General features: G+C 72.2%; 12 protein-coding genes. 6 read left to right on the top strand and 6 right to left on the bottom strand.

The annotated features are described in order from the left end of the window. Window positions 1–20 precede the first annotated feature (20 nt). The 3 genes from ACH4RC_RS23730 to ACH4RC_RS23740 all read right to left on the bottom strand — a co-directional run bounded on the left by ACH4RC_RS23730 (window position 21) and on the right by ACH4RC_RS23740 (window position 5,831). On the bottom strand, window positions 21–1,520 hold the full coding sequence (locus ACH4RC_RS23730) for a DUF5719 family protein (RefSeq protein WP_398204219.1): 1,500 nt from the start codon (window positions 1,518–1,520) through the stop codon (window positions 21–23). Beyond that, a complete protein-coding gene (locus ACH4RC_RS23735; protein WP_398204222.1) occupies window positions 1,517–5,356 on the bottom strand; it encodes a glycosyltransferase in 3,840 nt (1,279 codons plus the stop codon). The genes ACH4RC_RS23730 and ACH4RC_RS23735 overlap by 4 nt, the downstream gene beginning before the upstream one ends. Window positions 5,357–5,567: 211 nt before the next feature. Continuing rightward, window positions 5,568–5,831 (bottom strand): WhiB family transcriptional regulator, encoded by a 264-nt coding sequence (locus tag ACH4RC_RS23740; protein ID WP_127831770.1) that lies wholly within the window; start codon window positions 5,829–5,831, stop codon window positions 5,568–5,570. Between the two features lie 722 nt (window positions 5,832–6,553). On the opposite strand from ACH4RC_RS23740, the gene ACH4RC_RS23745 reads away from it, so the two are divergent. The 3 genes from ACH4RC_RS23745 to ACH4RC_RS23755 are packed head-to-tail and all read left to right on the top strand — an operon-like array spanning window position 6,554 to window position 9,468. Further along, window positions 6,554–7,060 carry a cysteine dioxygenase gene (locus ACH4RC_RS23745; protein ID WP_398204224.1) on the top strand — a complete coding sequence of 169 codons (507 nt, stop codon included), beginning with the start codon at window positions 6,554–6,556 and terminating at the stop codon, window positions 7,058–7,060. Between the two features lie 57 nt (window positions 7,061–7,117). After that, entirely contained in the window at window positions 7,118–8,089 is a 972-nt protein-coding gene (cofD, locus tag ACH4RC_RS23750; protein ID WP_398204227.1) for a 2-phospho-L-lactate transferase, read from the top strand. A gap of 17 nt (window positions 8,090–8,106) precedes the next feature. Further along, entirely contained in the window at window positions 8,107–9,468 is a 1,362-nt protein-coding gene (locus tag ACH4RC_RS23755) for a coenzyme F420-0:L-glutamate ligase (protein ID WP_398204654.1), read from the top strand. A gap of 83 nt (window positions 9,469–9,551) precedes the next feature. Here ACH4RC_RS23755 and ACH4RC_RS23760 read toward each other — a convergent pair whose 3' ends face one another. The 3 genes from ACH4RC_RS23760 to ACH4RC_RS23770 all read right to left on the bottom strand — a co-directional run bounded on the left by ACH4RC_RS23760 (window position 9,552) and on the right by ACH4RC_RS23770 (window position 13,226). Then, window positions 9,552–10,625 carry a DNA-3-methyladenine glycosylase family protein gene (locus ACH4RC_RS23760; protein ID WP_398204231.1) on the bottom strand — a complete coding sequence of 358 codons (1,074 nt, stop codon included), beginning with the start codon at window positions 10,623–10,625 and terminating at the stop codon, window positions 9,552–9,554. A gap of 175 nt (window positions 10,626–10,800) precedes the next feature. Next, window positions 10,801–11,883 (bottom strand): sugar phosphate nucleotidyltransferase, encoded by a 1,083-nt coding sequence (locus ACH4RC_RS23765; protein ID WP_398204232.1) that lies wholly within the window; start codon window positions 11,881–11,883, stop codon window positions 10,801–10,803. 89 nt (window positions 11,884–11,972) lie between these two features. Further along, a complete protein-coding gene (locus tag ACH4RC_RS23770) occupies window positions 11,973–13,226 on the bottom strand; it encodes an N-acetylmuramoyl-L-alanine amidase (protein ID WP_398204234.1) in 1,254 nt (417 codons plus the stop codon). Window positions 13,227–13,879: 653 nt separating this feature from the next. On the opposite strand from ACH4RC_RS23770, the gene ACH4RC_RS23775 reads away from it, so the two are divergent. The 3 genes from ACH4RC_RS23775 to ACH4RC_RS23785 all read left to right on the top strand — a co-directional run bounded on the left by ACH4RC_RS23775 (window position 13,880) and on the right by ACH4RC_RS23785 (window position 17,991). Then, window positions 13,880–14,635: a TIGR03089 family protein gene (locus ACH4RC_RS23775; protein ID WP_398204236.1), complete on the top strand. Its 756-nt coding sequence runs from the start codon at window positions 13,880–13,882 to the stop codon at window positions 14,633–14,635. Window positions 14,636–14,751: 116 nt separating this feature from the next. Next, window positions 14,752–16,026: an LCP family protein gene (locus ACH4RC_RS23780; protein ID WP_398204238.1), complete on the top strand. Its 1,275-nt coding sequence runs from the start codon at window positions 14,752–14,754 to the stop codon at window positions 16,024–16,026. A 261-nt stretch (window positions 16,027–16,287) separates the two neighbouring features. Beyond that, window positions 16,288–17,991 (top strand): LCP family protein, encoded by a 1,704-nt coding sequence (locus ACH4RC_RS23785; RefSeq protein WP_398204657.1) that lies wholly within the window; start codon window positions 16,288–16,290, stop codon window positions 17,989–17,991. Window positions 17,992–18,004 lie beyond the last annotated feature (13 nt).

The raw sequence follows: 18,004 nt of genomic DNA on the forward strand, positions 1-18,004 counted from the left end.
TTGAACGGGTCCGCGACGGGCTACTTCTGCAGGATCGACAGGTCCTCGCCGGAGTCCGGCACCGACACCGTCCCCCGGTCGTCGGGGAGCGTCTGGACGGTGAACGCGGGGACGCCGTCCTTCTTCTCCTCCAGCATCCGCGAGCCGTAGACCTTGCCGCCGGACACCGGCTCCACCGTGAGCGCGTACGCGCCCTTGAGGCCGTCCGGGACCGGCGCCGGGACCGACAGCGTCGTACCGGCCTTGACCGTGTACTCCTTGCTGGTCGCCGTGCCTCCCTCGGCCCCGGCGGACGCGGTGACCTTCACCTTGCCGGTGGCGCCGGGCGCGATCAGGGAGAGCGTGGAGCCCTTGGCGCGGTTGTCGGCGACCGTGGCGCGCGCGCCGATCTCGCGCGTGGCGGGGATGAACGCGGTCTCCTGGTCGGCGCCCTTGCCGCGCACGACGCGCAGCGCGGCCACGACCGGCACCGAGGCGTCCGTCGGCGACAGGAGCAGGGAGCCCGCGTCGCCGCGCGTCAGGGCGCCGAGGTCGGCCGCGGCCGTCATGCCGGACTTCACGTGCAGGGTGTCGTTCCCGGCGGGCACGATCCTGCCGGTGGAGGTGGCGAGCTGGATCTTCAGGTCCGCGTCGTCCTGGCCCGGCGCGAAGGCGACCAGACGCACGCTCGTGGCGTCCTTCGGGATGCCGGGGATGACCAGGGAGGGCGCCGGGTCGGCGGCGGCGGGCAGCCAGTCGCCGCCCAGCTTGTCGTCGGCGGCCGACACGGCGGCGGCGATCCGGCCGCTGCGCGCGGTCACGTGCAGGGTCAGGTTCGTGTACGGCTTGTCCGTCAGCGTCGAGAGCAGGACCGGCACGCTCGCGTGCGGCCCGACCTGGATACCCTCGCCGACCTCGGACTTTATGGTGCCGTCGGGCCCGTAGAGCTGCACGTCGACGACGGCTGCCTCGTCGTCCGGGTTGGTGAGGTGGATGTAGTCGCTGCGGTCTTTCGCGGTGCTCGCGCCGGGGAAGTAGAAGTCGGTGTCCGGTGCCGAGCAGGTGAGGCCGGCCAGGCCGCGGCCCGTGCCGGCGGCGACCTCGGTGGTCTGCTGCACGGTCCAGCCGGGCGCGAGGGCGCCGTCGGCGGTGCCGAGCACGGCGGGCGCGTCGGCGCCGGACGCCTCACCGGTGGCGGGCGTGCCCGGCTCCTTCGGGACGGCGACGGCCTTGGGCTTCTTCGTCCTGCCCTTGCCGCTCCCGGTGGAGCCCGAGCCGCTCTCGGCGGGTACCAACTGCGCCTTGCCCGCCTTGTCGGCGCCGCTGCCCCCGGAGGGCGGCGTGTAGGACGTGTAGGCGGTCTCCGCGAGGTCGGACAGGCCCGGGGACGGGCACAGCACGCTGGAGCGCTCGACGGGCAGCAGGGCGGCCGCCTTCGCGGGAGCGTCGTCGTCCGCGCCGCCGGACGTCGTGGCGGCGAACCCGGTGACGGCGGCCAGGGCCGTCACCGCGGCGATCAGGGAAAGGGTCGTGCGGTTCACTGCTGGCTCCCGTCGGGGCGCTCACTGTCCGCACCGTGGCCGTTGTCGTGGCCTGTGCCGGTGCCGGTGCCGTGCTGCTCGTACGTGGTGGGGTCGTACTGCCCTTGCGCGTCGTACGTGCCCCCGTAGGCGTACGGGTCGTACTGGCCCGCCTGGTACGGATCCGCCTGGTAGGGGTCCGCCTCGTAGGCGCCCGCCTGGTAGGGGTCGTTCTGGTAGGCGGCGGCCGACTGCGGGTCGTAGCCGTAGCCGCCCTGGTACTGCTGCTGGTCGTCCGGCGCGTACGTGCCGTACTCGCCGCCGCCCGCGTGTGCGGGCTGGTCCCAGTCGCCATACGGCTGCTGCTGCGGGATGTCCGCGGCCGGGGCCGCCTCCTGGACCGGCGCGGCGCCGTCGGCGGGCTGCTCCATGGCCTGGTCGAGACCGGCCTGGTCGAGACCGGCCTGCTCGGCACCGGCCTGGTCGAAACCGGCCTGCTCGGCACCGGCCTGTTCGGCCTCCGCCTGTGCGCGCAGGCGGCGCGCCCTGCGGCCGTCGCCGGACGCGTCCTGGGCGGGCACGACCGGCTCCTCCGGCAGGTCGTCGTCGACGTGCTTGCGCCGACCCGGCAGCGCGAGCACGACGAGGACGAGGGCGAGCGCGCCCTGCGCCCACAGCCAGGCGGTGTGTGTGAACGGCGCGTCGTAGGCGACGTCCAGGGTGCCGCCCGAGGCGGGCAGTTCGAAGCCCTGCGCCCAGCCGTCGACCGTGGTCTTCGTCAGGGGCTTGCCGTCGAGCGTTGCGGTCCAGCCCTCGGCGGCCTCGTCGGCGAGGCGCAGCACGCGCCCCTCGCCGCCGCTCGCCAGCTCGGTGTGCAGGGTGACCGGGCCCGCCGCGAGCGGCTTGGCCTCCTCGGCCGTCGGACCGGTCCCGGCCGTGGGCAGGACCACCGCACGCGCCACCTGCCGGTCGACGCGCCACAGGGCGGTGCCGTCCTGCTGGCTGAGCCGGGTCAGACCTGGCGTCGCGTCCAGGACGCGGCTCATCTGGCGCGGCGCCCCGTCCCGTACGAGGACGTAGCGGACCGCGAAGCCGCCGAGCTGGTCGGCCTGGTCGGCGCCGGAGCCCGCGACCAGGTTGGAGACGACCTTGTCGAGCTTGCCGGTGTTCTGGTTCTCACTCGCGGCGGCGGTCAGCTCACCGTCGCCGAGGCGCGCGCCCGCGCCCCGGACGAGCGAGTAGGAGACCTGGTCCGTGGAACCGGCGAGGACGAGGGTGCGGGCCTGGTCGCGGGTGCCCGCCTCCTCGGCGACGAAGGCGGGGACCTGCACCGGGTCGCGGCGCTCCAGCGGTCCGTCGGCCCCGGCGATCATCCAGCCCGCGGCGAGCAGCAGGGGGCCCGCGGCGGCGGCGAACGCGACGAGCGCGGCGACCGGCTGGCGCCAGCCGAAGCTCTGCTCGGCCACGCGCGAGCGCGCGCCGTCGGCGCCGAGCGCGGCGGCGGCCAGGAGCGCGATGCCGTAGACGAGGGTGGCGGGACCGGCCCACGTCGAATTGTTCGAGAGGACCGCGAAGACGAGGGCTACGAGGGCTACGGTCCAGGCGGTGAGGACCGCGAGGCGGCGCTCCTGGCGCAGCAGTGCGCCGAGCGCGGCCAGGACGATGCCGATGAGCAGCAGGCTGCCGGTGGTGCCGGGGCCGCCGGGCGAGGCGCCGAGCAGGCTGAGCGCGGTGCCGGTGGACTTCCCGTACGGCAGGCCCGCTTCCTCGAAGAAGCCGAAGGGCAGCAGCGTGAGCGACCAGGGCGCGAGCAGCAGCAGCGGTGTGCCGAGAGCGGCCAGGAACCGGAGCCCGTACGCCGTGATCTCGCCGCGGCGCAGCACGAGGAGCGCGAGGCCGAGGACGAGGGCGATCGGCCAGACGATGGGCGTGAAGGCCGTCGTGATGGTGAGGAGCAGGGCGAACGCCCAGGTCGCGCGCCAACTGCCGCGGACGCCCGCGGCGTTCATGAGACCGGCGGCGGACGCCCCCGCGCGCGCGATGAGCGGCAGCAGGATGACGAGCACGGCGGTGCCGACGCGGCCGCCCGCGAGGGCGCCGGTGGCGGCGGGCAGGAAGGCGTAGGCGACGGCCGCCCACGCGCGAAGGAGCCGGGACTGGACGAGCCGCCTGGAGGCGAAGTACGCGGTGAACCCGGCGAGCGGCACCGAGCCGACGAGCAGCACGGTGACCGCGAGGCCCGTGGAGCCGAGCAGCAGGGTGGAGAGCGCGGCGACGACCGCGAGGTACGGGGGCGCCGCCTCGGTGGATCCCGTGCTGGTGGCGTGCCAGGCGTCGAGGTAGCGGGACCACAGGTCGGAGGCGTCGCCGGGGGCGGGCAGCAGGGCTCCGCCGGCGAGCGCGCCGCTGCCGAGGAGGCCCCGGCAGGCGATCAGGGAGACGAACAGGAGCACCACGAAGAGCATCGGTCCGGGGTTGCGGGCGATGCGCTTGAGCCGGGCGAACTGCTCGACCTGGAAGAAGTCCGCGTCGTCGCCGCCGGGCCCGGACTCCAGCCCGCCGCCGCCGTGGCGTCCCGCGTTGGACGTCTCGGGGTCGGCGCCGTCGAAGAGGTTGCCGGCGACCTGCTCGACGGTGAGCCGTAGCGTGGCGCCGGGCGGCGGGAACAGCGGCCGCAGTTCCTTGCCGTCGACCACGCCTCCGGCGCGCTGCCGCCTTCCGGCGAGGATCCGTCCCGGTCGCAGCAGCGTCGCCATCAGGCCGGCGATCTCGTCGAAGGCCTGTCCCGGCACCTTGCCGACCAGATAGGCGACCGTACGCAGCAGGGTGCCGAGCACGAGCCGGATCAGGACCCAGGGCAGCACCGCACCGCGCGCGTTGACGAGCAGGGTGTAGACGGCACCCGCCTTGTCGACCTTGTGCGGCGACGAGGCCGTGCGCCCGACGCAGTCGACGGTGCGGCGCTCGCGCGAGGACGCCTCGGCGTGCCGCACGACGGCCTCGGGTGCGACGACGACGCGGTGCCCGGCGGCCTGGGCGCGCCAGCATAGGTCGACGTCGTCACGCATCAGCGGCAGCCTGCGGTCGAACCCGCCGAGCTGCTCGAAGACGTCGCGCCTGATCAGCATGCCCGCGGTGGAGACGGACAGGACGGGCCGTACGTGGTCGTGCTGGCCCTGGTCCTGCTCGCGGCGGTCCAGGCCGGTCCAGCGGCGCCCGGAGTTGGCGATGGAGACGCCGACCTCCAGGAGCTGCCTGCGGTCGTACCAGCCGCGCAGCTTGGGGCCGACGATCGCGACGTCGGAGCCGGCCTCGCGCTCCATCTCGACGACGCGCAACAGCTGCGCGAGCGCGTCGGGTTCGGGCGCGCAGTCGTCGTGCAGCAGCCACAGCCACTGCTCGGGCTCGCCGTGCGGCAGCTCGGGCAGGTCGTAGGTGTCGTCGCGCCATTGGCGGCTGACGGGGTCCCAGCCGCTCGGCCGCTTCAGGTAGGGCAGCTCCTCCGGGGTGAGCACCCCGGCGCCGCGCACGGCCTCCTCGACGGCCTGGCCGAAGCCGGTGCGGCGTGCGAGGTGCAGGACGCGCTCGTCACCGAGGGCGCCCGCGACCAGGGCCGCGGAGTCGTCGGCGCTGCCCGTGTCGGCCGCCACCGCGCTCTGCACGGGGCGCTCCTGGCCGAGCAAGCCCGACAGGACCGCGGGCAGCCAGCGGGCGCCGTCGTGCGAGACGAGGACGGCGGTGACGACATGCCGGGGGAACTCGGGGGCGCCGCTCGGGTCGAGCCCTGTGGCGTGCCCCGGGTTGAACGTGGCGGCGGCAGTACCGAACTGGTCTGCCGTATGGCTGTGCACGGACATCGAGGTACGGGCCCCGGTTCGCTGGACTGTGGTGGACGTCTGTGTCCGCTGGGGACACGGAGGCGTCTCGGACGGGGCCCCACACTAACGGCTGACAACACAGGCGGCCCGCCGCCTGTGGACAACCACATGGGACGGGCCGTACGTACGGCACATTACGTACTGCGGGAAACGGGCCTGACGCCGCATCAGGCCGCGATGCGGCGGCGGATCAGACAGCGGCCTTCTTCAGCCGCCTGCGCTCGCGCTCCGACAGGCCGCCCCAGATGCCGAACCGCTCGTCGTTGGCGAGTGCGTACTCGAGGCATTCGGAGCGGACCTCGCACGCGAGGCAGACCTTCTTGGCCTCCCTGGTCGAGCCGCCCTTCTCGGGGAAGAAGGACTCGGGGTCGGTCTGCGCGCACAGTGCGCGCTCCTGCCAGCCGAGTTCTTCTTCCGCGTCCTCGACCAGCAGATCCTGAAACGACTCGGTCATAGTGCGCCCCTCGTCCGTCCGTACGTCCCCGTGATGTTGCCGTTACCGAAACCGGCTGAACGACACGAGTGAAATTACAAGTGTGCCGATCCGGGGCAGTCAAGCCGCGATCTGCTATTGGGCCCCTTATTCACTCTGCGGAACCAAGGCTATGCGGAAAGTGTTCAAATCGGCAAAAACCGGAACACATCCCAGCGCTCCACGTGGTGCCCTCGGGGGTCCACACGGATGCCTCTACCCCGTGCAAACCACTACATGGGAGGACGCCGCGAAGTTTGATCTCGTTCCGGCACGCCCGCAGAAGCGAACCGGATCACATTCGGATCACGGGATCGCAACGGCGTTTGGCGCGCCGGACTGCTGCGCCACATGTCCGGTCAACCGCGTGCACAAACCTTTCGTCTTTCCGGGATACCGGATGAGGTGAACCATTTCTCACTATCCGGACATTGAGTTGACAGCGCAGGCATGAACCGGTGTGCTGGTGGGCATGCTCGCGAACTTGGCACTGATGACGACCCGCATCGCCGGGTCCGTCTCCGTTGCCCGCGCGCACTGTTGCTGTTCCAGCTGTTGAGTCGTTGAGCCACTGAGCTCCGACCGCCGCCTCCGCACCGCGTTCCACCGCCTGTTCAGGCCGCGTCCCACCGCGTCCCCTCCGCGTACGGCTTCGCGCCCCCGCCAGGGGCACCCAGCACTCTCCTCCGAGGAACCCCACACCGATGAACAGCGACAGCGACCTCCAGATCGCCGGCGACATCCTCGAAGTACCGCACCTGCTGCGGCCCGCCCGTGAACACCCCGAGACGGTGGCCGAGTTCGTCGGCCTCGCGCGCGCCGTCGCCGCCGACCGCGCGCAATGGGCCCACCTTGTCGAGTACGACGCCACGAGCCGCTGGTACCACCGGCTGCGCACCGGGCCGGGCTACGAGGTGTGGCTGCTGTCCTGGGTGCCGGGGCAGGGCAGCGGGATGCACGACCACGGGCCGTCGTCCGGCGTGCTGACCCTGCTCGAAGGAGAACTGACGGAGCGTACGGAGAACGGCGCGACCCGGCGGCTCACCGCCGGCGCACAGCGCGTCTTCGCGCCGGGGTACGCGCACGAGGTCGTCAACGACTCCCTCGAACCGGCCGTCAGCCTGCACGTCTACTACCCGGGCCTGACCGAGATGCCGCTGCACTCCCCCGCCTGCACCACCCGTACCGCGCCCCGGCACGCCGCCGTCTGACACCCGCGGGCGGGCACCCGCTGCCACGTTGTCGTAGCTGCCTGCGATGCTGGGGCCATGCGCATTGTGGTTCTGGCAGGCGGCATCGGTGGTGCCCGGTTCCTTCGCGGTCTGAAGCAGGCCGCTCCGGACGACGCGGTCATCACGGTCATCGGCAACACCGGGGACGACATCCACCTCTTCGGCCTGAAGGTCTGTCCGGACCTCGACACGGTGATGTACACGCTCGGCGGCGGTATCGACGAGGAACAGGGTTGGGGGCGGACCGACGAGACCTTCCACGTCAAGGAGGAGCTCGCGGCGTACGGGGTCGGGCCCGAGTGGTTCGGCCTCGGCGACCGGGACTTCGCCACCCACATCGTCCGTACGCAGATGCTGGCCGCCGGGTACCCGCTCAGCGCGGTCACCGAGGCGCTGTGCGAGCGGTGGCGGCCCGGGGTGCGGCTCATCCCCATGTCCGACGACCGCGTCGAGACCCACGTCGCCGTCGACATCGACGGTGAGCGCAAGGCCGTGCACTTCCAGGAGTACTGGGTGAAGCTGCGGGCCTCCGTCGACGCGCAGGCCGTCGTGCCCGTCGGCGCCGAACACGCGAAGCCGGCGCCGGGCGTCCTCGAAGCCATCGCCGAGGCCGATGTCATCCTCTTCCCGCCGTCCAACCCCGTCGTCAGCGTCGGGACGATCCTCGCCGTGCCCGGCATCCGGGAGGCCATCGCGGAGGCGGGCGTGCCCGTCGTCGGGCTCTCACCGATCATCGGCGACGCGCCGGTGCGCGGCATGGCCGACAAGGTGCTCGCCGCGGTGGGCGTGGAGTCGAACGCCGCCGCCGTCGCCGAGCACTACGGGTCCGGGCTGCTCGACGGGTGGCTCGTCGACACCGTGGACGCGGGCGTCGTGGAGCGCGTCGAGGCCGCCGGGATCCGGTGCCGGGCGGTGCCGCTGCTCATGACGGACCCGGAGGAAGGGACGGCCGCGGCGGCGATGGCGCGCGAGGCGTTGCGGCTCGCGGAGGAGGTGCGGGTCGCGTGAGCAACGCTGCCGCGTCTGTGCCCCCGTCGTCCCCGTCGTCTCCGTCGCCCTCGTCGTCCTCGTCGTCCCCTTCGTCCCCGTCCTTTCGTGCGTGGGCCGTCGCCGGGATTCCTGAGGTCAAGGAGGGCGACGAGCTCGCCAAGCTGATCGTCGCCGCCGAGCCGTCGCTCGCCGACGGGGACGTCCTGCTCGTCACCTCGAAGATCGTCAGCAAGGCGGAGGGGCGGATCGTCCGCGCCGACGACCGCGAGGCCGCGATAGACGCCGAGACCGTCCGCGTCGTCGCCCGGCGCGGGCCGCTGCGCATCGTGGAGAACAAGCTGGGCCTGGTGATGGCCGCCGCGGGCGTCGACGCGTCCAACACCCCGGCCGGGACCGTGCTCCTGCTCCCCGAGGACCCCGACGCCTCCGCCGCCGCGATCCGCGACGGCGTGCGGGACGCCCTGGGCGTCGAGGTTGGCGTCGTCGTCACCGACACCTTCGGGCGCCCCTGGAGGAACGGGCTGACCGACGTCGCCATCGGGGCCGCCGGTGTCCGCGTACTCGACGATCTGCGGGGCGGCGTCGACGCGTACGGGAATCCGCTGTCCGCGACTGTCGTGGCCGTCGCGGACGAGCTGGCCGCCGCCGGGGACCTCGTGAAGGGCAAGGCCGGCGGGCTGCCGGTCGCCGTCGTACGCGGGCTCAGTGGTGTGGTCGCGGCGGCGGGGGGTGACGTCGGAGGGTCCGCTCGGGAGCTGGTGCGGGTCGCACGTGACGACATGTTCCGGCTCGGGACCTCCGAGGCCGTACGGGAAGCCGTCACCCAGCGGCGCACCGTGCGCGCCTTCACCGGCGAACCCGTCGACCCGGGGGCCGTGCGGCGCGCCGTCGCCGCCGCCGTCACCGCGCCCGCTCCGCACCACACGACGCCGTGGCGCTTCGTGCTCCTCGAGTCGGAGGAGTCACGCGTACGGCTGCTCGACGCGATGCGCGACGCGTGGATCGCCGACCTGCGGCGCGACGGAAAGAGCGAGGAGTCCATCGCCCGGCGTGTGCGCCGCGGGGACGTGCTGCGCAACGCGCCCTATCTCGTCGTGCCGTGCCTCGTCATGGACGGGTCGCACACGTACGGGGACACGCGGCGGGACGCCGCCGAGCGCGAGATGTTCGTCGTGGCCGCCGGGGCCGGGGTGCAGAACTTCCTCGTGGCGCTGGCCGGGGAGCGGCTCGGGTCGGCGTGGGTCTCCTCGACCATGTTCTGCCGCGATGTCGTACGGGACGTCCTCGCGCTGCCCGCGGAGTGGGATCCGATGGGGGCCGTCGCGGTGGGGCACGCGGCTGCGGCTCCGCCGGTGCGGGCGGAACGGGTTGTCTCGGAGTTCGTCGAGGTGCGGTAGGGCTGCTTCTGGTCGGGTCGGGTCGGGTCGGGTTCGGTGGGGTGGGGTGCGGTGTCGTCGCCGGTGCCTGTTCGGTGCGCCTGTCACCACTGCGCGATGTCGACCCTGCGCATCTTCGGCTGTCTGCGGGGCGGGGCCACGCCCGACAGGAGGATCAGGCGGGCCGCCCTGTGGCGCTGGCCCGCGTACGGGGCCAGGAGCTCCAGCATCTCCTCGTCCGTCGCGTCCCGGTTGCCCGCGAGCGCGTAGCCCACGGTGTGCGGCAGGTGCAGGTCGCCCGTCGTCACCTCGTCGGGGGCGCCGTTCGTGCGCTGGATCGTCTCGGCGGAGGTCCACGGGCCGATGCCCGGGACCAGTTCGAGGCGGGCGCGGGCCGCTGCGGGCTCCATGACCGACGCCTCCTCCAGGCGGCGGGCCACCCGGGCCGCGCGGATGATCGTCGACGCGCGCTTGTTGTCGACGCCCGCCCTGTGCCACTCCCACGACGGGATCAGCGTCCACGTACGGGCATCGGGCACGACCCGCATCCGCAGCTCCTGCCCCGCCGGGCCCGGGGCCGGTTCGCCGTGCTGGTGCAGCAGCAGACGCCAGGCGCGGTACGCCTCGTCCGTCGTGATCTTCTGCTCCAGGATCGACGGGATCAGGTTCTCCAGGACCAGGCCCGTACGGGTCAGACGAAGGCCTGCGCGGCGGCGCGCCGACTCGGCGACCAAGCGGTGGCGCGGCTCGAACGGGGCCGGGTCGTCCAACCCGCCCAGAAGCGTCGGCAGCTGGTCCAGGAACCAGTCCGCTCCCGGGCCCCACGCCTGTGCCTCCACGGTGCCGCCCCGCTCCGTCAGACGTAGCGTGCCCGGGCCCTGCGGGGTGCGGCTCGATCGCCATACCGCGCCGTCCGGCGTCGTGCGGAAGGTGGGGTCGGCGGGGCCTCGGCGCAGCGGGCCCAGGGTCAGGCCCAGGTGGAGAGGGGTCGGGGGCGTGTAGGTGCGGGTGGCTGTCGCCGTGGTGGGGGTGGCCTCGGGTGCGGGTGCGGGTGCGGGTGCGGGTGCGGGTGCGGGTGCGGGTACGGGTACGGGTACGGGTACGTGGGTCTCGCCGGCCCGCACTGTTGTGCGGGTCGGCGGGGGCTGCGTACGCGGGATGTATCGGCGGCCGGCCACGGGGGTCCTCGGGTGGGGCGGGTGTAGCCCTACGAGGGTAGGGGGTTTCCCGGCGCTCCGGGGCCGGTCCAGGGCGGGGTTCCGTCACATCTGCGCTCCGGAACCGGCCCGGGGCGGGGCTCTGTCACATCCCGGCTCGGACCTCGGCTTTGTCGCGCGGACCGGGTTGTGGGTGTTACTGGTCCGAGGAGAAGCGGACGGAGGCCGCGGGGAGTCTCGCCTCGCACCAGACCCGTACGCCCGTCTGCAGTTCGTTGTCCGCGCCCACGTGCGCGCCGTCGCCCACGACCGCGCCCGTCACCATCGTGCGGGCTCCTACGCGGGCGTTCCGGCCGATCAGCGAGTCCGTGATCACCGCTCCCGGCTCGATCACCGCGCCGTCCAGAACCGTCGAGCCGAAGACGCGCGCGCCCTCGCCGATCCGCGCACCCTCCCCCACGACCGTGCCGCCCGTCAGCTTCGCGTCCGGTGCGACCGTCGCCGTCGGCAGGACCAGGCTGTCGCCGCAGCGGCCCGGCACCGCCGGGGACGGGGCGCGGCCGAGCACCAGGTCGGCCGAGCCGCGCACGAACGCGGCCGGGGTGCCCAGGTCCAGCCAGTACGTCGAGTCGACCATGCCTTGGAGGTGGGCTCCGGCCGCGAGGAGGCCCGGGAACGTCTCGCGCTCCACCGATACCGGGCGGCCCGTCGGGATCTCGTCGATCACCGAGCGGCGGAACACGTACGCGCCCGCGTTGATCTGGTCCGTCACGATCTCTTCCGGCGTCTGCGGCTTCTCCAGGAACGCCGTCACGCGGCCCGTCCCGTCCGTGGGGACCAGGCCGTACGCCCTCGGGTCCTCCACCCTGGAGAGGTGGAGGGAGACGTCCGCGCCGGTCGACTCGTGCTCGTGGACCAGGGCTCCGATGTCCAGGCCCGTCAGGATGTCGCCGTTGAAGATCAGGACCGGGGCGTCAGGGGCTGAGCGCAGGCGCTCGGCCACGTTGCGGATCGCGCCGCCCGTGCCCAGGGGTTCGGCCTCGGTGACGTACTCCAGCTCCAGGCCCAGGCTCGAACCGTCCCCGAAGTACGGCTCGAAGACCTCCGCCAGATACGACGTCGCCAGCACGATGTGGTCGACCCCCGCCGCCTTTGCCCGCGCCAGTTGGTGCGTGAGGAAGGGCACACCCGCCGCCGGGACCATCGGCTTCGGCGTGTTCACCGTGAGCGGGCGCAGTCTCGTTCCCTTGCCGCCGACCAGGAGGATCGCTTCTGTCACCTGTCGTCTCTGCTTCCTGCTGGGGCCGGCCGAACTGTCTTTCGGCCGGCCAGTGTATGCAGACCGTGTCGCGCCCCGGCCGGCCGGCGTCAGCGGCCCTGGAGGCGGGCCGCGCTGCTGCGGATCGTGCCGAGCTTCTTGTAGAGACGGCTCCCCGGGCAATCGGTTGCGTAGCCGTCCCGGTGGCCGGAGATCACGTGCAGTCGCACATTCTTTCCCTTGGCGTAGAGATTGCCACCGCCCGACTTGAGATATGTCGTCCCCGCGGGATTCGCGCCCGACAGGCCGAGCTTCCACGCGGTGAGTTTGGCGAGGGCGGTCGCCACGGCGGCGGGCGGGTTCGTGCTGCTGTACGAGCCCAGGACCGCGATACCCGTGCTGTTCGAGTTGAAGCCGAGGGTGTGGGCGCCCATGACCGGCTTTGTGACGCCGCCCGCCCGGCCCTCGTAGATGCGGCCGCACTTGTCGATGAGGAAGTTGTAGCCGATGTCGCGCCAGCCACTGCTCTTGACGTGGTAGCGGTAGATACTGCGGATGACTGAAGGGGCCTGTGAGCAGGTGTAGTTGTTGCCGGTCGCGCTGTGGTGCACGAACGCCGCCTTCACCTTCTTCGTGTAGCCGAGCTTCTTCTCGCGGAGCTTTTCGTCTGCGCCCCAGCCCTTGCGGGTGGTGATGCTTGGGCGGGGGGCCGTGTGGGTGGTGGGGGTTTGGGCTGTTTGTGCTGTTTTTGCGGGGGGCGCTTCGGGTTCTGTCTCCGCCTGAGGGGTTGCTGCCGTCGGCTCCGTCGGCTCTGTCAGCCCCGTCGGCTCCGTCGGTTCCGGGCCCGGGTCCGTCGGTTCCGGGCCCGGGTCCACCAGGTCCAGGCGGAGGCCCCTCGGGAAGGGCTCGGGGGGTGTGGTGCGGGTCTTGTCCGCGTTCTCGCCCTCCATCCGGACCTCTACGCCGTCGGAGTCGCCCACCCAGAGCGGGGCGGTCGAGCCGTGCGTGTGGCCTGCGGCGCGTTCGGGGGCCTCCGGGTCGGGGGCGTCGTCGGTGTGCGTCTCCAGGGGCTGCCACGCGGACCATGTACCCGTGCCGGTCGTACGGGTACGGACCTGTACGCGGCCGTGCAGCTCGGCGTTCGGGTCGTCCCAGACGACGCCGACCAGGGAGAACGGGCGGACTTCGCGCTGCGGCAGGTGCGGGGTGGCGCGGGGGGTCGCGGTCGGCGGGGTGAGGGCCAGGGACTGGGTGCCGCCCGGGAGGGTGTCCTGGGTCGTCACGGCGTGCGAGGGCAAAGCCGCCGGGAGGGCCAGGGCGGCCGCGCAGGTGACGCCGATCGAGGAAGCAAGGAATCCACGCATGCCCATGATCGTGGCCATATCGGGGCGATCGGGCCATTGGGGAGTGCCATACGGGTGTGACTGGGTGTCAGGCGGGCGCCTGTCGGTACGCGGTCTGGGGGGGTAGGGCCGTGCCGTTCTACCTGCCAGGGCGCTGGAAGGCGCGGTCCGTCGGGTGGTGGGGCGGGGCCGTGCCGGGGTGCCTCCTCGACCGGATCGGTCTCCTCCCCCGCTGTCCGCCATAGGCGCCTCGTCCTGCGCTCCATTGGGGCGGAGTCCTGCGGGGGCACCCCGACACGTCCCCTCCGGTCCCATCGCGAGCGCGCGTTGGTGCCCCATCCCGTCGCCGGGCCGCGGCCATGTAACCCCCTTCTTTGCAGCTTGGCCCCGCCCCGGGCGCCTGCACCCCACCTCAGGCAATCTGCCGCTCCCTCACCCACCCGCCGCCCGGGGCACCGTGCGCCCCGCCTTGGGCAATCTGCCGCCTGGGGCGGCAGGGTGGGCAAGGCGGCACCCCAGCGCCGGGGCACCGTTTAAGGACGCCAGGGCTTGAGTCCGCCTCGCCCAGCGCCGGGGCACCGTTCAAGGACGCCAGGGCTTGAGTCCGCCTCGCCCAGGGCCGGGGCACCGTGCGGATGGGCCGGGGCTCCAGGTCGCGGCGTTAGGGTGGCCCGGTGAATCTCGTGTCTCGGACCCCCGCCCAGCTCCTGCAGGATGCGCTCGCCGCTGACCCGGGGCGGCCGCTCGTCACCTTCTATGACGACGCCACCGGGGAACGCGTGGAGCTGTCCGTGGCCACCTTCGCCAACTGGGTGGCCAAGACCGCGAACCTGCTGCAGGGCGAGCTGAACGCCGAACCCGGCGACCGCGTCGCCCTGTTGCTGCCCGCGCACTGGCAGACCGCCGTATGGCTGCTGGCCTGTTCGTCCGTGGGCGTCGTCGCCGATGTCGACGGCGACGCGGCCGGCGCCGACATCGTCGTCAGCGGGCCCGACACCCTCGACGCCGCCCGCGCCTGCTCCGGCGAGCGGATCGCCCTCGCGCTGCGGCCGCTCGGCGGACGGTTCCCGCAGACGCCCGAGGGGTTCGTGGACTACGCGGTGGAGGTGCCGTCGCAGGGGGACCGGTTCGCTCCCTTCGCACCCGTCGGCCCGGACGAGCCCGCGCTCGCCGTCTCCGGCACCGAGCTGACCGGCGCCGAGGTCGTGGCGAAGGCGAGCGCCGATGCCGCCGGGCTGGGTCTCACCGGTCCTGGTTCGCGGCTGCTGTCCGGGCTGTCGTACGACAGCTGGGAGGGGCTGAGCGCCGGGCTCCTCGCCCCGTTGGCGACCGGCGGCTCCGTCGTCCTGTGCCGCAACCTCGGCCGCCTCGACGACGAGGGCCTCGCCAAGCGCGTGGAGAGCGAGCGGGTCACCGCCGTCGCCCGATAGCCGGGGCCCGGGCCGGCTAGTCCGTTCGGCTCAGCTCCCCTGAGTCCGGCGGCGCCGCTGGGTCCATGGTCGTAGAGACGTGCCCGCGTTCTCTACGTCGCCCGAGGGGGACCTACGTGACCGACTCCGCCGCCGTGCCTGCGCCGTCCGGACCGGGCGGCGGCTCCTCCCCGACCGGCGCCGGACGCTCCCGGAGGCGTAGGAGATGGCTGCGGTACTCGGCGATCGCGGCGGCCCTGCTCGTGCTCGTGGCGGGCGGTACGGGCTGGATGGCGTACGAGAAGCTCAACGGGAACATCACCGAGGACTCGGACACCGCCGCCGAACTCGCCCGCTATGAGAAGGAGCGCCCCAGCGTCCTGGTGGAAGGGGCCCAGAACCTTCTTCTCATCGGCTCCGACTCCCGCGCCGGGAAGAACGGCAAGTACGGGCGCAGCGACGGTACCCAGCGCTCCGACACCACCATCCTCCTGCACGTCGCCGCCGACCGCAGGAGCGCCACCGCCGTCTCCTTCCCGCGCGATCTCATGGTCGACATGCCTGGTTGCCGGAAGGGGGACGGCGGCCGTACCGAGCCCATGTTCGCCATGTTCAATTACGCCTTCGAGGTCGGCGGCACCGCCTGCACCATCCGTACGGTCGAGAAGATGACCGGCGTGCGGATCGACCATCACATGGTCGTCGACTTCCAGGGGTTCAAGAACATGGTCGATGCCGTCGATGGTGTCGAGGTCTGTCTTGACCGGCCGATCCGGGACGCCGACGCACATCTCTCCCTGGCCGCCGGGCGGCAGCTGCTCGACGGCGAGCAGGCCCTCGGTTACGTCCGCGTCCGCAAGACCCTCGGCAACGGCAGCGACACCGATCGCATGGACCGGCAGCAGCGGTTCCTCGGCGCCCTCGTCACCAAAGCGCAGAGCGATGGGGTGCTCCTCAATCCGACGAAGCTCTATCCGGTGCTCGACGCCGCCACGTCGTCCCTGACCACCGATCGCGGTCTCGCCAGCCTGCGCGGGCTCTACGACCTCGTGCGCGGCATGCGCGGCATCCCGGCCGAGCGCATCCAGTTCCTGACCGTGCCCCGGCAGTCGTACGCCTACGACGCCAACCGCGATCAGCTCGTCCAGCCCGCCGCCGACCGGCTCTTCACCCAGCTGCGCACCGATTCCCCCGTCGTCGTCTCGAAGAAGGCACCCGCCGACCAGCCGACCGGGAGCGAGCAGACCTACGAGGGCGAGGAGGAGGCCGACGAGGAGGGCGACGGGTACGACCTCACGTACGAAAACGGTGGCTGGGACGACGGCAGGCCCGAGCCGTCCCCGGCCGCCGACACGCCCTCCCCCGCGCCCACTTTCCGGGGCAACACCGCGCGCCAGAACGCGTGCGACTGAGGCGCCACACCCGCCCCGGGGTGAAGCACAAGCCATCAGCCGGCACACAGGTTCAAAGAAATGCGCCGGAATGACCGGTTGTAGGGGAGTGGAATTTGTCACCGCCGTCGCTCGACGCTGAACTGGGCGGATAGTGTGAGCGATCCGGTGCACCCGGCCATGCTGTCCCGGCGCGGTCGCGCACCGCTTATCGACTGACCGGGCGCCTGCTGGTGAGGGGGGCGAGGCGCCGCGTGGCCCCGACGGAGGATGCAGACAACCGTGGACGCGCAAGGCCGTGGGCGGGCCGATGACATCGATCCCGCTGACCAGTGGGTACTCAACCCCCGCACTGGTGATTACGAACTGCGACTGACCCCTTCCTCTGGGCAGTCGACGGTGCCCGGCCCGCGCCGCACCGCACCCCCACAGGGGCGGCGCGAGCGGCGGGAGCCACCGACCGCCAAGGACGTGCCGCCGCAGCGCAGCAGACGGCGTGAGCCGCAGGCGCCGCCCCCGGCGTCGAACCGGCGGCGTTCGAAGCCGAAGAAGAAGTCCACGGCGAAGAAGGTGCTGCTGTGGTCGTCCGGCAGCCTCGCCTTCGTCGTGCTGGCCGCTGCCGCGGGCGGGTACTTCTACTACCGGCACCTCGACGGCAACATCACCACGCAGGACGTCGTCGGCGCGAAGAATGGCTTCTCCAAGGACGAGGCGTTCAACATCCTCGTCATCGGCACCGACAAGCGCACCGGCAAGGGCAACGAGGGCTACGGCGACAAGGGCAGCGTCGGGCACGCCGACACCAATGTGCTGCTGCACGTCTCCAAGGACCGCACGAACGCGACCGCGTTGAGCATCCCGCGCGACCTCATCGTGGACGTGCCGGACTGCCAGGTGAAGGATCCCGAGAGCGGCGAGCTGAAGACGATCCCGGGCACGTCCGACGTCCGGTTCAACACCAGCCTCGGGCAGGACGGGCGCGACGCCGGCTGCACCATGGAGACCATCAAGGCGGTCACGGGCATCACCGTCGACCACTTCATGATGGCGGACTTCAACGCGGTGAAGACCCTGTCCAGCGCGGTGGGCGGCGTCGAGGTGTGTCTCGCCAAGGACGTCGACGACGAGGACTCGCACCTCAAGCTCGACGCGGGCACGCACAACCTGGAGGGCGAGGACGCGCTGGCGTTCCTGCGCACCCGGCACAGCTTCGGCAACCAGGGCGACCTCGACCGCATCAAGGTGCAGCAGCAGTTCCTCAGCTCCCTGGCGCGCAAGATGAGTTCGGGCGACACCCTCACCAGTCCGACGAAGCTGACGGGCCTCGCCGAGGCCGCGACCAAGGCGCTCACCGTCGACAAGGGCATCGGCAGTCTGTCCAAGCTCAAGGACGTGGCTCTTGAGCTGAAGAAGGTGCCGACCAAGAACCTCAGCTTCGTCACCACCCCGGTCGTCGACAATCCGGCCGAGAAGGTCCACGCCACCGTCGTGCTGAAGGACTCGGCCGCACCTCAGGTGTTCGAGGCCATCAAGAACGACACGTCGCTCACCCAGACGCAGAAGAAGCAGAAGAAGAACGCGGCCGACGACAAGCTCAAGGGCACCAAGTCCGCCGCCGGTGACGTCCGCGTCGACCTCTACAACGGCAGCGGGCAGACCGGCGCCGCCCAGGCGACCCTGACGTGGCTGCAGGTCAGCGAGGGTGTCGCCAAGTCCAGCCAGATGGGCAACAAGCCGACGCAGGCCAAGACGACGCTGGAGTACTCGCCCGACCAGGCCGACCAGGCCCGGCGCCTCGCCGACATCATGGGGCTGCCCGGATCCGCCCTGAAGGAAGGGCAGAGCGAGAAGAACGATCAGGGGCTGCCCGCGATCGTTCTGATCCTCGGCAAGGACTTCAAGGGCGCGGGGACGCCCATCAGCGGTGGTACGGCGAAGGTCGACGCGCCGAAGACGACCGCTGACAAGACTGTGTGCGCCAAGTGACCAACCTCGGCCG

The organism is Streptomyces sp. NPDC016845 (assembly GCF_044332585.1).
GTDB lineage: Bacteria > Actinomycetota > Actinomycetes > Streptomycetales > Streptomycetaceae > Streptomyces.

Coding starts and splice junctions, on each gene's coding strand:
- ACH4RC_RS23735 (WP_398204222.1), bottom strand. CDS start 5,356: ATGTCCGTGCACAGCCATACGGCAGACCAGTTCGGTACTGCCGCCGCC.
- ACH4RC_RS23740 (WP_127831770.1), bottom strand. CDS start 5,831: ATGACCGAGTCGTTTCAGGATCTGCTGGTCGAGGACGCGGAAGAAGAA.
- ACH4RC_RS23745 (WP_398204224.1), top strand. CDS start 6,554: ATGAACAGCGACAGCGACCTCCAGATCGCCGGCGACATCCTCGAAGTA.
- cofD (WP_398204227.1), top strand. CDS start 7,118: ATGCGCATTGTGGTTCTGGCAGGCGGCATCGGTGGTGCCCGGTTCCTT.
- ACH4RC_RS23770 (WP_398204234.1), bottom strand. CDS start 13,226: ATGCGTGGATTCCTTGCTTCCTCGATCGGCGTCACCTGCGCGGCCGCC.